Source organism: Breznakibacter xylanolyticus, assembly GCF_003254275.1.
Classification (GTDB): Bacteria; Bacteroidota; Bacteroidia; order Bacteroidales; family Marinilabiliaceae; genus Breznakibacter; species Breznakibacter xylanolyticus.
The window spans coordinates 35,149-50,870 of the sequence record NZ_QKZK01000027.1 but is presented as its reverse complement, the minus strand read 5'-3'; the positions used below and the strand labels follow the sequence as shown (position 1 = coordinate 50,870).

At 41.5% G+C, this 15,722-nt stretch carries 7 protein-coding genes and 1 other RNA gene; 6 read left to right on the top strand and 2 right to left on the bottom strand.

The features are described from left to right. The first annotated feature begins 18 nt into the window (after positions 1 to 18). The 6 genes from LX69_RS13410 (at position 19) to LX69_RS13385 (ending at position 11,824) form a co-directional block, all read left to right on the top strand. Positions 19 to 5,463, top strand: a complete 5,445-nt coding sequence (locus LX69_RS13410) for a gliding motility-associated C-terminal domain-containing protein (RefSeq protein ID WP_111446562.1) — start codon at positions 19 to 21, stop codon at positions 5,461 to 5,463. Positions 5,464 to 5,497: 34 nt separating this feature from the next. Next, a complete protein-coding gene (locus LX69_RS13405; RefSeq protein WP_111446561.1) occupies positions 5,498 to 6,430 on the top strand; it encodes a PorP/SprF family type IX secretion system membrane protein in 933 nt (310 codons plus the stop codon). A 99-nt stretch (positions 6,431 to 6,529) separates the two neighbouring features. Beyond that, positions 6,530 to 8,548, top strand: coding sequence for an OmpA family protein (locus LX69_RS13400; RefSeq protein WP_245935020.1), 2,019 nt, complete (start codon positions 6,530 to 6,532; stop codon positions 8,546 to 8,548). A gap of 107 nt (positions 8,549 to 8,655) precedes the next feature. Continuing rightward, positions 8,656 to 9,210, top strand: a complete 555-nt coding sequence (locus LX69_RS13395) for an SPOR domain-containing protein (RefSeq protein WP_146260742.1) — start codon at positions 8,656 to 8,658, stop codon at positions 9,208 to 9,210. 95 nt (positions 9,211 to 9,305) lie between these two features. Beyond that, positions 9,306 to 9,680, top strand: an RNA gene (gene rnpB / locus LX69_RS13390) — RNase P RNA component class A. Positions 9,681 to 10,477: 797 nt separating this feature from the next. Further along, entirely contained in the window at positions 10,478 to 11,824 is a 1,347-nt protein-coding gene (locus LX69_RS13385; RefSeq protein WP_111446558.1) for a YihY/virulence factor BrkB family protein, read from the top strand. Between the two features lie 812 nt (positions 11,825 to 12,636). On the opposite strand, the gene LX69_RS13380 is transcribed toward LX69_RS13385, so the two are convergent. Then, complete coding sequence (locus LX69_RS13380) at positions 12,637 to 14,073, bottom strand: DUF5723 family protein (protein ID WP_146260741.1); 1,437 nt, start codon at positions 14,071 to 14,073, stop codon at positions 12,637 to 12,639. 15 nt (positions 14,074 to 14,088) lie between these two features. Beyond that, positions 14,089 to 15,717: a hypothetical protein gene (locus LX69_RS13375; protein ID WP_111446556.1), complete on the bottom strand. Its 1,629-nt coding sequence runs from the start codon at positions 15,715 to 15,717 to the stop codon at positions 14,089 to 14,091. Positions 15,718 to 15,722: the final 5 nt, after the last annotated feature.

Genomic DNA, 15,722 nt, shown 5'->3' with positions numbered 1-15,722 from the left:
CCCAACCCGATTATCAGTGTGATTGGATTCAAGAGTGGCTTGACGGATTGTCCTGGAGTGGCAACACCCATTCAATTACAAGTCATTAAACCCACAGCCTCTTTTGTTGCCCCTGCCAACTCGGTGTGCGATGGTAGCAATTTAATCCTGACTGCCACCGGAACGGATGCCGTTGAATATCGTTTCTTTGTGGACAATACCACCACGCCGGTTCAGGACTGGAGTGCTCAGAATACGTTTGACTACACTTACACTTCAGCGAACAACGGTCAGGTGGTGTATGTGCAATCTCGCAGCGTTCAAGGATGTACTTCCGACATTGTGACCGGTCCTACCATGACTGTAAATCCCCTTCCAACCTCTACACTCTCATTGTCTGCCACAAGCAGCAATCCGGTTTGTGCCAATGAGGCTGTGACTTTTGAAGCTGCCACCGATTTTGGCGATACATTCCAGTTCTTGATGAATGGTGTGCCTGTGGCCGGAACCACCGGAAACAGCTTTACCATCAATTCATCGGACATCGTTAACCCGGTGACCGTGCTGGTGACCAACAGTGCCACCGGTTGCGCGATGCTTTCGAACGAGATCAACATGACGGTAAACCCGCTGCCGCTTGCAGGCATCTCTGCCAGCCCGGGTATCGAGGTGATTAACGGCATGACGGTGACCTTTACAGGTACCGGAGGGGTGGAATATCAGTTCGATGTCAATTCTACACCTGGTATAGATCAGGCATTCTCAACCGACGATACATTCGACTCAAGTACACTGATTGCCGGTGACATTGTGACCGTGACTGTTCGTGACGCCAATGGTTGTGAAAATACGGCTTCGCTGACCATGAGTGTATTGGCTGAAATTGAATCTAAAATAGTTACAGCCAATCCTAATGCATATTGTATTGGTGAAAATGGGGTGTCTATTTATGTCAAAGATCCTCAGCCAATGGTTACTTATGAGTTAATCAGAGTTGATGATGGAATGGAATTAGGAGTTGGTGTCCTTGATGGCACAAGAGTATTATGGACTAATGTTAAAAATACAACTGTAGGAGATAATACATATCGTGTTGTTGGTTATTATTTATCTGTTCCATCTGCACCCAAGGTTAACATTGGTGAGACTGTAATTAAGCTTTATGATAATCCTATTCAGTTTAATATGTCACCAAATGAGGTGAAAACTGATTGTAACAACGGAGCTGGTTATGAAATTACATTAGATGGTTCTGAGTCTGGTGTTATTTATGAGCTTTATATTGATAATTCTCCAAGTGGGGTAGAACGAACCAGTGATGATGCTGATGTTAATGGAATTATTTCATTTGGTTCAACTGAATTTGGTGGCTCATATACCATTTATGGAAGATGGGAGAATCTAAATACCTGTGGTATGTTTATGAACGGTGAACTAAGGATTGATGTTCCAGGTACTGCTTATTATGTAGTTTCTGATCGCACCGATGGTCTATATTGCCAAGGTGATGTAGGTGTTGCGATTAGTTTATCTGATTCTGATTTGGGAGTTGAATACTTTTTGACGATGAATGGTTCTATCGTTGGTTCTTCGATAATCGGAACTGGTGGTGTGCTTTCATTTGGCCATCACGATGCGGAAGGAACTTATAAAATTTATGCTCAGTTTCCTGGATGTCCTAAATGGATGAACGGAGCTGTTACTGTGAAGCAAATACAGACTCCTAAAGTATTTACGTTATCAGCAACCAATGCCGGTCACTTCTGTAAGGGATCTAATGGTGTAACAGTATCTGTTGCCGGACAGCAATTAGATTACATTTATACTCTTTATCGTAATGGCATTTCTACTGGACAAACTTTTATCGGTATCGTTGATGATGATAATGCTGTCTTTACATTTACGGACAAAGTCGTTGATGCAGGTTCATATACTGTTGTTGCCCAGGATCCAATTGTTGGATGCTCAAGTGAAACAGATGAATATATTATTTCAATGGATCTGCTTCCTGTGCCTGTATTACTTCCGACTGAACCTCTTGACTTCTGTGAAGGAAGTTACGCATCATTCACATTTGTGCCAGAAAATGGTGTGGAATATGAATTGCTTGACGAAAATGGACTGGTTGTGATTCCAGCCTCTGCCAGTGGCGTGTTTTCTTATGACCAACCCGGGACTTATCGCGTTCATGCGATCAATACTACCACGTTGTGTGACATTATTTATGCAACTGACATTGTAATTAATCCTGTTCGCCCACTTCCTGATAAAACACTTAATGTGGATTTCGTTCAAGGAATCGGTTGTGATGATGGAGCGTTGATCACCATCACCAATCCTCAAGTGGATATCACTTATGTCATCGTAGATGCAAATAATACTGATCTCCAATTGGGTGATGAATGGGTTGTTACGGCTCCTAATTATGATTCTGATTTGGATGGAACACCTGATCAGGTACAATTTAATCCTGTATTTGATAAAAATGCTGATTATCGAATTAAGGCCATTTCAGAGTATGGATGTGAAAGCATTTTAGACGATGGTCCAATCCATGTGGATGTACCGGGTACCGTGAAAAAACAACAAGTTGTGTTACCTGAAACCATGTGTATGGGTGACGGTGGCGTGAAAATTACTCTTGAAAATTCAGAACCGGGAGTGACTTATACTCTATATTTTATTGAAAATGGGAATAGAATTTTCAAACAAGATGCTGTTTCAATTGGAGGAATTCTTGAATTCAAAGAGCCTGTTTACTCTGAAGGTATTTGGAGTATTGAAGGTGTTGATAAAAATGCCACAATTCAATGTCCCAATTTGATGATTCCTTCTGAGTTTGAAATTCGCTTTAATCCATTGCCAATATCTTATAAGTTGGATGCGAATTCAGGTATTTACTGTGATCCTGCTGAAGCTAAGATTGTTCTGGAGAATTCTGAATATGGTATTGAGTATTACTTGATGCGAAAAATGGCCAATGGATTGTACGATTTTGTTGAAAAGCAAATGGGTAATAATTTATCAGGTGGCATTCAATCGCTTTCATTTACACCAAAGAAAGATGATGATGGTGCAGTGATTGATGGCACATACATGGTTTATGCCAAGAATCCAGAAACAGGCTGTACTTCTAACATGGAAAATATCGTAGAGGTAGAGCAACGCAATGCCCCTGGCGCATTCTCAATTCAATCGGTAGATGAGTGTAGTGCTGATGGTATGCTGACTGTCGAAATGACCGGTTTTGAAGCCGGGGTTACTTATACTGTCACCAATGATGCGAATCCCCCTGTGGTCGTATTTGAGGGTGAAGTAGCCAACAGTGCCTTTACCAAATTGCCTACAGGGAATTACTCTGCTGTAGCAAGCTGGAACGGTCAGTGTGCATCAGATCCTGTAACGTTTGCGGTGAATGCGCCTGTGAGCCCCGCTACACCTGTGGCAACCATTAGCAGCAACAGCATTTGTGGCAGTTCTGAAGTGGTGAGCATCACAGAACCTGCACCTATCAGTGACTTGTATTATGGGGTAGAGCGTTCCGATGACGGTGCTGCAACCTGGACAATCAATAAACCAATGCAGTTATCTGATGGCACGCCAATCGAATGGAATGACATTAATGACGGTACCATCACCAATTCAACTTTCAGAGTGGTAGTTTCTAACTATGCAGGAGGTGAATGTGGTGTGCCCAGCAAAGAGATGTCTTTGAGTGTGTTGCCACAACCTATAGCAGCCCCTGTTAAAGTTGAAGAAACCACCAATTGCACAGCAGATGGTAAAGTTGCCATTCTCATACAAGGGAACGAGGCTGGCGTCATCTACACGGTTACTGATAATAAAAATGCAGATGCGGTTGTCTATTCAGGGCTGATCACTTCCTCTGCCGATGCAGATGATTGGTACGTCTTAACACGTGTGGAAACTGGTAATTACAAGATTTCTGCAAACTGGGCAACCAACATGTCTTGCGGTATCGATTTGAATACAGCATTACCGGTTGAAGCACCCAGTCAGCCGACTGCGCCTGCAATTACAATAAATGGCAATTCATTTGCTCATGAGGTGTGTGGTGATGCCGGAACTGTATTAATCCAGTTTAAAGAAGGTAGTTATGATCCAACATTGTATTACTCGCTCAGCCGAAAAGAATCAAACGGAACGATAACAACCACCTTGCCAGCTATTAATGATGGCAGTGGATGGGATGTCAGTGTGGGAGCTTCAACTGGAGATATCTATTGGGTAAATGCATTCACTGATGCCAGTAATACTTCCTGTGTAAGCAATAATAGCAATACTGTATTGTTCACCCAGGGAATTGCCCCAAGTGGTACTACTATTTGGGCTCAAGATTTGGGATACTGTATTGGTGAAAAAGGGGTTCAAATTGGAGTTCTCAATCCCGATCTGAATGAAGTGGTGTATCGTTTGGTGCGTGTTATTTCTGAAGTTGACGGAGTAATAACTTTCGAGCATGTTGAATATTTGATGACCAATTCTTCTGATTTTACTAAATATCAGTACACACTTGATAACGATCCTAATTATCCATCAACAGCATATTTGCCATTCAAAAACTATGTACAGGCAGGTGTTTATGCTGTTTTTGCAAGTTATCCTTATGGTGATTGCAGTTCATTTGTTGAGATGAATAATAGACTGCTTGTTTTTGAGAAAGATGTTTCAGACTGTAGCAAACTTACAGCTATTGATGATTTTATGTTCCTAAATGGTGAAGATGTGTCTCGTTCAATCAACGTATTTTATGATGCAGAAACAGCAACCGATTTAGACATTCGTAATCCTGATATTGACTTTTACAATACAGAAGTGGAAGCACCTAATTTGGAATTTGTATTACTCGATGCTGCTTGCTACGAAGATCAGGAGTGTAAAGCCAGTCGGAAAGATAAACGTGGTAATGATGATCCATTTTTTGGTAGTGTATCATTGAATAAGAAAACTGGAGAATTCATTTATACAAAAGTGTTCGGTTTTTATGGAACTGAGACGATTGAGTACATTGTTAGGAATCTTGATTTTCCTGATTCACGTGTTGATACTGCTACAATTACGATTATGGTGGGTAACAAGGATTTTCATGATAAAGGAACTTTATTGATTCCTAATGCCTTCTCTCCCAATGATGATGACTATAATGATACTTTTATAATCACAGGTAATGTTGATTTTGATGAGGAAAATAATGACAAACCGATTAATATCTCGGATAATAATGTGTTTTCTTCGCTCGAAGTTTATAACCGTTGGGGATCTTTGGTTTATAAAAGCAAAGGTGGTCGGTATGGTGATGAAAAGGCTTGGTGGGATGGTAAAGGCAATGCAGGAGCCATGGTTTCCATTGGCAGTGATTTACCCAATGGTACATACTTTTACATCTTTAAGGTATCATACAATAAAACCAATGGAACACCAAAAACACAGCATTACAATGGCTTTGTTGAACTGAAACGTTAATTGTAATGACCTAAACCGGTAAAATAGATTAATCATGAAGAAGTTATTAACGATATCAACCATCATAGTTCTGGGAGCTTGCAGCGTAGTGCTGCAAGCTCAAAACCAGGCGCAATACAATCATTATATTGCAAATCAGGGAATTTTGAACCCCGCTTACAATGGCACCCGTGACGTGATCAGCGGGATCATGATTCACCGCAGCCAGTGGGTCGGAATGGAAGGCGCTCCTTTTACTGAAGCGCTCAATGTTCATGGCCCCGTGGAGGATACTGATTTAGGGGTGGGGGCTTTTATTACCAACGATCACATCGGTTTTACCAATACATTTGATTTTTTTGGATCTGCCTCCTATAAGTTCCAGGTCGATCGAAATAAATTTGTCTCTCTGGGTCTGCAGTTGGGCGTTGGAAATATGAGTTATGATGGGACAAAGTCCATCACTCAGGATTTTGGCGACCCTGTGTTTACTGGCAAACAATCAAAGACAACTTTTAATGCCGGTTTTGGAGCTTACTTTTATGCTGAAAATTATTTCGCTGGATATTCAGTACCAAAGTTTTTCTCTAATAAATTTGATGGGAATGCCGGTGAGTTCCGAAATACTTTTAGCCTTCCTAATCAGCATCATTATTTATACGGTGGATATGTGTTTGAATGGGGTGAAGTTATGGTTAAACCCACCTTATTAACCCGTATCGTTTATGGTTCTCCTTTAGAGTTTGATGTCTCTACAAATGTCTTGCTCATGGAGAAACTTTGGTTAGGTTTATCTTATCGCACCATGAGTGATATGGTTTTCCTGGCCGAATACATCATTAATCGTCAATTTACGGTGCGTTATTCATTTGATTATACTCTCTCTGAATTAAATAATTACGCCAAGTTTGGTTCACACGAAATTAGTTTGCAATTCGATTTTACCTTCCACAAGCGTGCCGGTATGCGATCTATTCGTTATTTTTAATCACTTTTTTGAATCTGACACACTGTTTTGGGCATCAAAATTCTTAGTACATACTTGACTACATCCATATTTATGAAATCCTACAAAAAGAGCATAGCAATGGCTGTTCTGTTTTTAGTGCCTCTACTGATGGGGGCGCAAAAATCAGAACTCAAGAAGGCAGAAGGCTTCTATAAGAATGGTGAATATTTTAAAGCTTTAGAAAATTATAATGCTTCGCAAAAATTAGGTGAGACATTTGATTTGGAGACGCGTAAAAAGGTCGCCCGATGCTATTATTACCTCAATAATATTGATAAAGCTTTTGAAACTTTCACGGAGTTGGCCGATGACCTATCTGGCAACGATGTGTTGTTGTACGCAATCACTGCGCATAAGGTTGGGTTTTATGAAGGTGCCATCGAACTTTTTGAAAAAGCTAAAATTGAAGGCGCTAACCCTGTGCAGGTCAATGAGATGATTAAGTCGTGTCAGTGGGCTCTCGAGAACAGTGACTTCTTACCTGTGCTGGTTAACCCAACTACGGCGATGACATTTGGGCAATCTTTTGGAATCAATTATTATGAAAAGGGCGTGGTTTATTCTTCAGCTTTAGAAGGTGCCGGCAGCAAGAATGTGGATAAAATGGGGCGCCCTTTCATGAACCTCTACTATTCCGACTTGAAAGATGGTCAAATACAGGAGACTAAGCGACTTTTTTCCGAAAAGCTCGTTTTTCCCTTTCATGTGGGTGCTACTGCTTTTACATCTGATTATAAGATGTTATTCTTCACTCGTGCTGTACGTGTGAAAGGAGGTAAGGATGTCATGAAGATTTTTTCCGTGAAATATGATGGGAAGGATTGGGGGAACATTACTGAACTGTATATTAATAGTGATGATTACGACTGTGCTCACCCCGCTATCTCTCCCGATAACAAAGTTCTTTATTTCGTTTCCAACCGACGGGGTGGTTTTGGTGGGAAAGACCTTTACTCTGTTGAGCTTAAGAATAATAACACATTTGGTGAGCCCAAGAACCTTGGCAAAGACATCAACACCTATGGTGATGAAGTTTATCCGGTGGTGAGCAAGGATAATAAGTTGTATTTTTCTTCCGATGGTCACTACGGTTTTGGGGGTTGGGACATCTTTATGGCTGATTTTATCAATGGCAAGTGGACCAATGTGACCAATATGCGTCAACCCTATAACTCCACGGCCGATGACTTTGGGTACATTATTGACCCCAGTAACTCTCAATGGGGTTTCTTGTCCTCTAACCGCGCTGGCGATCGCATCGATGATGTCATTTTTTATGTGCGTCCTCGCGAAGTTGAAAAGGTTGAAGACGAAAAACGTCCCATCGCAGGGTTGGAAAATCTTAAGCCTGTTGAAGAGCCTGTCGAACCCATGACTCCTCCTGTGGTGCCGCCCATTGTCGATACGGTACAGGAAGTCATTGTTGCAACGCCTGCATTGCCAAATGCATTTGCTTCTGTCCTGAAAAATTCATCCAATAATGAAGCGGTTGCTGGTGCTTCTGTCTTATTAAAAGATCCGGTGTCGGGTGCCATCATTGGGCAGGCTTATTCCAATGCCGATGGCTCCTTTAATGTGCCCATTCCGGTGGCTTATCAAAAACAGGATCAGGAATTTGATTTAATTGTTTCTAAGGGTAATGAGTTTCGTGAGAAACAAATGATTGTGAACATCCAGGAGTTTGATGACATCAAGAAAAATGGGATTATCCTGACCCCAATTTTTAACGATGCGGTGTTGGATGATATCAGTTTAATGGTCATCCCTTACGTGGGCGAAGAGATTACTGCTGAAGGTCTCGCAGTGATTGAAAAATTATCTGCTTATATGACTCAAAACCCGAACATCGTTGTTAAATTAAACGGACATACCGATGCACGTGGAAATCGTTATACCAATTTGGATGTGTCGCAACGAGTGGCTGAGAAATGCGAGCAGATTCTCATGGGGAAAGGCATTGCAGATGATAATATGATTCCTCGCTCCTATGCTGAACGTTATTTAGTAAACAAATGTCGTCGTGGCGTTTATTGCGACAACGAGACGCATTTACAAAACCGTCGGATAGAAGTGGTGGTTTGGCGTAAAAAGAACTAATTGTGTGACTTCAGTAAACTATTGATATAATGAAAAATATTTGCCTTGCCTTCATTTTACTCTTTCCTCTTTTTTCCGGGGTAATGAATGGTCAAAAAAGCGATAAATTGTCTCATCTGCGTACTCAGAAAAAAATTGTGACCTGCGATAAGGCCACTGCGCCATACTATGCCATTCAGATTTTGGCATTGCAATTGCCCCCCCAGGAACCTGAGTTTTTTAATCATATCGACGCTGCGCGTGAGTTTGCCTGTGCTGATGGTTTTGTGCGTTATGTGGTGGGCGAATATCAAACCTTTAAAGCAGCCGCTGAGCAATTAGCAAATGTAAAAGGATTGGGTTATGCGGATGCATTTGTGGTCAATACCTCAAAATATCAATTGGCAGAAGGTCAGTTTTCTTCGTCACAAAATATTAAAATCGATCCGAACAAAAACTATCTGGTGCAGTTAAGTGCTTTTCGTTTCCCGGTTTATCTGACTCATTTTGAAAATATTGACGGGATATTGGAGTTTTATATGAAGGATAAAATTTATCGTTATTGTGTGGGGCAATATCCGGGGACAACAGTTTTGGATGAACTGGCTCGTGTCAAATCATTGGGCTATAAGGGAGCTTTTGTTGTTGAATGGGATAAATATGCGCCTTATCAAATTGAGTAGGTCGAAGATCATATCTGAAGCGGTCTTGTTTTGAATAGAAACAAGACCGTTTTTTTTGTTATTTTTGCGAATCAGATAATGATATTAAAATAAAAAAAGTAGGCCATCTTGTCGCTGCTTTCTGTCGAAAGGAGAGGAAAGTCCGGGCAACGCAGGACACTTTGCTTCCTAACGGGAAGATGTTCGTGAGGGCATAGTAACGTAACAGAAAATGACCGCCTTGCTTGCAGGGTAAGGGTGAAAAGGTGAGGTAAGAGCTCACCGGCATGAATAGCAATATTCGTGGCCGTACGTCTCAAAGGTTGCAAGACCATGTATATCACGATCCGGCTTGCCGGTCAGGGTTGTCCGCCCTGTTGCTTGCAGTCGTGAGGGGTAGGTTGCTCAAGACAGGGGGAGACTCCTGTTTTAGATAAATGACAAGAACCTCGTATGAGGCACAGAACCCGGCTTATCGGCTTACTTTTTTTATTTTTATCAATTTTTTTCCTCAAGAGGGCGTTTATCTCTATTGCCTTATATTTTAGTGATTTGTGATAACTGCCTATTAGGGCGGGAGGGGGACTGAAAGATGAACGACTTCATTAAATATTTCAACGATTTGGATTTCAATGTTGCTTAATCAATGTCGATAAGTTAAGAGAAGAAGACGCAAGATTGTGAGACAGATGATGAGATAAGGAAAGATATTTAGAGGCTCTATGTCGAATCCTGTGGGTAAACAAAATATGAAAGCACGAAATCAACACAAGGTAACTAAGCCGCCTTCGGAAAATGGCGTTAAAAAAATCATAGGTCTGAGCGTTAAGAAATATGCGCTGTTTGAGCTTGCGAGTTCGCAGATTTTAGCGAGGGCCTATGATTTTTAGCCATTTTACGTCAGCGGCGGCCTTTTTTGCTTACTTTTTGGGGCTGTAGCCAAAAAGTAAGAGCCCGCCCGGCTTGAGGGCACGAAATATTGGCCTGAGAGAATTGATACTTATGATTACCCACACAAATCAGAACAGAGCCTATTTAGATCTGTCTTCTTCCTCTTCACAGTCTCATCTATCTGTCTGCGGTCTAAAATTCTTCTTGTCTTTTATTCGCTTGTCAATAACTAAACGACATTGATTGCTTAATAATGAAAAAATGATGTCAGATAACAAGACCGTTGATGAGATAATGAATGAGTTTTAGATCTGTTCTCTTAGTCTTTTCAGTCTAATCTATCTGTCTGACGTCTGATCATCTCTACGTCTTTAATTTTCAATTCTTCATTCATATCATGAAACATAGAATAAAAAAATGGATGGAAGTTTCGCATTTACTTAAGCAGTTTGCCCGTGCGAAAAAATTCATATTAGAAGATATTTGGCGTATTGACTCTGCGTCAACATCCAAGCATCATTTCCGGTTAATTAACATCATTCGCATCGTCATATTGGCGGTTCGAGGCTTTATGAGTAACAATTGCATTAATAAAGCTTCATCGCTGACCTATTATTCATTAATCTCTATTATCCCCATTGTGGCCATGGCATTTGGAATTGCCAAAGGTTTTGGGTTCGATAAAGTTCTCGAAAATGAGTTGCAGAATCAATTTGCAGGGCAGGGGGAGGTGGCCAATTGGATTATGAGCTTTGCTTCGGGGTATCTCGACAATGCCCGTGGAGGAATGATTGCTGGTGTCGGTTTGGCTGTCTTGTTGTGGTCGTTAATGAAGGTTTTGGGATCCATTGAGGCCTCGTTTAACGAGATTTGGGAGGTAAAGCGCGATCGCTCGTTCATTCGCAAATTTAGCGACTATGTGTCGTTAATGATGGTGGCTTTGCTTTTTCTTATTTCCTCGAGTAGCATGGTTGTGTTTGTTCGTCAGGAATTCGGAATGGGTGATTTTGGTGAATTGGCCGGTGCATTGTTTGGTTTTGTGATTCCCTATCTCATTATATGGCTCGGATTCACCATGTTGCTATTTATCATGCCCAATACCCGGGTGCATTTTTATTCGGCTTTGGTGGGGGGGATTCTTTCGGGAACCATGTTTCAATTGCTTCAGTATTTTTATATTCATTTTCAGGTGGGTATGTCCAGTTATAATGCCATATACGGCAGTTTTGCTGCGTTCCCGCTTTTCCTGATTTGGCTCAACAGTTCCTGGATGATTGTACTCTTTGGTGCTGAGTTGTCATATGCCACCCAAAATGTGAAGAACTATGAGTATGAATTTGATGCCAATAACATCAGTTACAGCTATAAAAAACAGGTGTATTTGCTCATCGCACATTATGTAGTACAGAAGTTCAAACACCATCAAAAATCGCCCTCTATCGAGGAAATTGCTTTTCATTTAAAACTCCCGGTGCGATTGGTGAAAGATTCGGTCAATTTTATGCTCGACTGTCATGTGTTGGTTGAAGTGGTGACAGGGGCACATCACGAAGTCGGTTTTTATCCCGCGTTTGACATTCACGAAATGACGTTGGCTTTGCTCTTAAAACGCATTGAATCGCATGGATCATCGGATTTTTTAAAGCTCAAGCATGGTGAATTAATCCGTATAAAAGATCACATCAAAAAAATGGATCTGTCTGCACACGAAGCAGGGTGTCAGATCCTATTAATGGATATTTAAAGGCTGTTTGAGTGGCTTAATCTCATCGTGATTAGTTAGGGGGCATTGCCCGTGATTCGGGTGGTTGTGATTAAGTGTTGATACACTTTCTTCATTTCAATTTGAACCACTTTAATGTGAGTGTGCTATGAGAATCGTGCCTGGAATATAATCTGTAACTCGTTTGAGTTATCCGCATTTATATTAATCCGCAAGGTGTTACAAATTAATTAAGCCCGCCGCTAGCGCGGATTTGCAATCCGTGCTATTGCAAGTATCAATTTTGTAATGTTTTAATACAGCAAAAAAAAGTCTCCACGCAGCTCACAGCAGTCCCCGTTGGAGCTAAGCGGCCAAAACCTTTATGTAGGCGACCGGCCTGTGGTTGTCTATATACCTATTTCAAAATACATAATAGATGAAATAAAAAAAGCTGCTCGTTATGAACAGCTTTTTATTATAAGAACCGCATCAACTTGGATTATTTAAACTCCTGCTAACAGGGTTTGAGTGCATTAGCTTATCGGTAATCCTCCGTATCAAAATTTGATAACCCGAAGGTGAGGCCCGCCCTTTAAACCAACAGCGTTACTCTGGATGTTTTTAATGTTGAGTTTAACAATCAAATAATGTTGATGCGGTGTTGTTAATCTCTCATCCTTGATACAAAAATAGCTTATTTTACAGCGTTGGCCAAATATTTTATGCCGTTTGTGGACAGTTTAGCGATATTTATCTTTAACACCATGAGCGAGTGATGGATGGTGTGTTAAAAAAAACACCTGCATGAGGGCAGCTCTATGCAGGCGTTTTTTTTTACTTTGAGGATGACATTATTTGTTCCTGCCAATCATTGGCTTATCTCTAAATCCTTTCGATCCAAAAACAAGGTTGACACCGGCCATTAAGTTCAGATCCTTAAATTCTCCGGGAATTTGCGTTTTATTGCCATTTTCGTCGTAATAATTGTCGAGGTGAAAGGGAACGTTGTCGATCATGACGAAGACTTGAAGTGGCCCCATATACCACATGGTACAAGCGCCCATATAGGTACTTCCTTTGATGCGCGTATTCAAATTCACATTCAATGCCATAAAACGGTAAGAATTGTAATTTAACGATAAAGCAAACTCCTGGCGCCAGTTTTGTTTCTGAAACGTCGTTCGTGACAGACCTCCAAATGATATCGCATGGTTGACATGATATTGAGCCCCAAGATACATATTGGGAGTGAGACCTGAGGTAAAACCATCATGTGTATGATTGTAGCTAAGCGTCTCTTTCAGCTCATCAGCCACATCATTAAACACATCCCCCAGATCGTCCCAGTTACTTGCACTCACTTCTACACCATCGTAGGCATAGGTTCCTTCGGCGTGAAGGGCGTTAAGATCTTCGTTCCATTGAATAAAACCCAAGTTGTTTAAAGCCGCAGAAAAAGTCCATCGATCCGAAAACTTGTATTCGCCTCCAAAATCTAATGCTAAGCCTGGATTACTGAAGGAAGTGCCATAATTGTTAAGATAATCATCTCCTTCTAAATCTTTAAATTTTATGGAATCAGGAAATTCTCCGGACTTACTATAAACCTCCATTGGCAATGAGGTGTAAATGTCGCCATTCACCCGAATATCATACTGATTTTCGCCAATTGAAAGGCTCATGTTGCTGATGTCTGTCATGCCAATGGCTTGCCCAAACAACGGTTTCACATGAACCCCCACGGTCAACCGATCAGTCAATTCACGGGCATACCCGATTGAGAACTCCTTGTAAGCGTAAGCCTTTAATCGCATGGTTGAAAAGTCAAACATAGCTCCCTTGGGCAACCCCGCATCCGGCAACTTAAAAAAGTCGGATGAAAATCCGGCTTGGATCACCGCTTTCTCTGAAAACTGAAAGGAGAAATAATCCCGTCCGGAGCTAAAGCCAAAACCGAGTGCACTAATGTCGCCTCGTGTCCCCATATTTAGTGCATCACCTATCACATCATAAAACTCCCCATAATCAAAGTTCTTGTGAAGGGGTGTGACCCATTCGGAACCTGATTGCTGCAGGAAGTCTTTCATGGACACATCACTGAAAAGGCTGTAATTAAAGGAAACAACTGAAATGTAAGCATTGGCTCGCGGTGCCATCGCTGCATTGTCATGGTGACTCTGCGGGATGGTTTCCATAAAGTAGAGCGACATCGGGGACTGCCCGTGGATGGTGATTGCTGTCAGGCTAAGAAGCAACATGACGGCAATATATTTTATTGTATGATTCATGTTTAAAAAGGATAATTAGAGGTTGGGAATTTGACTTTTACCATTCATGGTCACTTTGCACTTAAGCGTGCTGTTTGTCTGTATTTTAACCATTGTATTGGGGGCATCTTTGGTCATCGCAGATAGGTCCAACAAAATCTTCATGGCCTTTTTGTCCCAAAATTTTTGGATTTTATCTTTGGTTACTTCAATGGTCAATTTTGATGTTGTGGTGCCCGAAACTGTGCCATCATTGTTGATGGTGGGCGATTTCAACATTTGCGTTTGATCCATCAGGTTGGCAATGAATTTGTCATTGGCATCCACCACACGGGCGATGGTTGTTAAATCGAAGGGCATCCCGTTTTCGAAATCCAGAGTAAAGGTCATTCTTTCGAAGCTTTCAACCGTTTCTTCATCAAAGAGATCTTGAAAATCAAAATCAATGGTGTCGGTGCGTGTGTAGGCTTTGGTTGAAAACCAAAAGGGGAAATTGACTTTCAAATCTGCCTCGAGGGTGCGATTGGTGCCTATAAAGTTCTTGATGTTTTGGGTCGATCCTGTAACATCAGGGTTTGAAGTGCCTTTGATGTCGCACGTCAAGTGGTTCGGTTGTCGAGTCCCGATTAATTCAATGTTGGAGTTGTCGCGTTTGTATGTCAATTCATCAGAGGTGCTCGGCAGCAAAGGATTGGGGCCTTTAGCGGCAGCGAGGTCGAATGTCGGTTTTAGTTGGGCTGTTTCGTTGTTATTCATCAAAAACCATTGATTTTGACCACTTTTATCAAAGCGAATGTTATCAACTTCTACCTTGAATGGAGCCCCAATAGGATTGTGTGCTTTCACCATAATCTGAATGTCGGCAAATTGCACTTTGTCTTCTAACTCATATTTCTCGAAAAAGTCGAAATCAAAACCATTGTCTGTTTTCGAAAGCTCCCTACGTCCCAAATAGCCCGATATGTTATCTGATGCCAAATCGATCATGGAACATTCAACGTTTAAATTGCCACCTGAGTTGGATGCCATATTTTTGATGCTAACAACCATTTTTACCCGATTTGTATGGGGCGCATTGGCATTTAACTGTTCGGGTTTAATGGTAAAACCATTTAAATCTTCTGATATCTGCAACGACCGTTGCGACGGTGAAATGTTTAGCGAATAACTCAGCATCTGACCTTTGTGATTGAAGATTTCCGGAAATGAGAGGGTCATTGTTCCTGATGAGATACCCGAAGGAACCATCACAAAGGTGTTCAGCATTCCCTGCGAAAGATCCACCTGGTCGAGACGCATGTCATCTGAAGGGGTTAATTTCATTGGGATTGTAATATCGAAAGATGCCACGCCTTTGGTGATGGGCACTAATTGATTGATGGATGGCGAAGAGAGCACCACCAATTCGTCCCATTCGAGCGATAATGGCATGTCGAACGATCGCATGATGGTGCAGTCATTGGCTACCGTAAACTCGCCATCGCCGTACTCATCAATTAAATCGCGAGCCGTGACGGTCACTGTTCCACAAATAAGGTGCATCTCGTAAACGCGGTTGGCATCGGTGTTGATGTCTTTTTCGTAGATATCGTCACCGGCGCATCCCGGCGTCAGCATGAATACTGACGCCAGAAGCGAATATATCAAGTAATTACGTGTCTTCATGTTTT

Excerpts from the sequence above, each read along its gene's own strand:
- LX69_RS13405 (WP_111446561.1), top strand. The coding sequence starts at position 5,498 with ATGAAGAAGTTATTAACGATATCAACCATCATAGTTCTGGGAGCTTGC.
- LX69_RS13400 (WP_245935020.1), top strand. The coding sequence starts at position 6,530 with ATGGCTGTTCTGTTTTTAGTGCCTCTACTGATGGGGGCGCAAAAATCA.
- LX69_RS13385 (WP_111446558.1), top strand. The coding sequence starts at position 10,478 with ATGAAACATAGAATAAAAAAATGGATGGAAGTTTCGCATTTACTTAAG.
- LX69_RS13380 (WP_146260741.1), bottom strand. The coding sequence starts at position 14,073 with ATGAATCATACAATAAAATATATTGCCGTCATGTTGCTTCTTAGCCTG.
- LX69_RS13375 (WP_111446556.1), bottom strand. The coding sequence starts at position 15,717 with ATGAAGACACGTAATTACTTGATATATTCGCTTCTGGCGTCAGTATTC.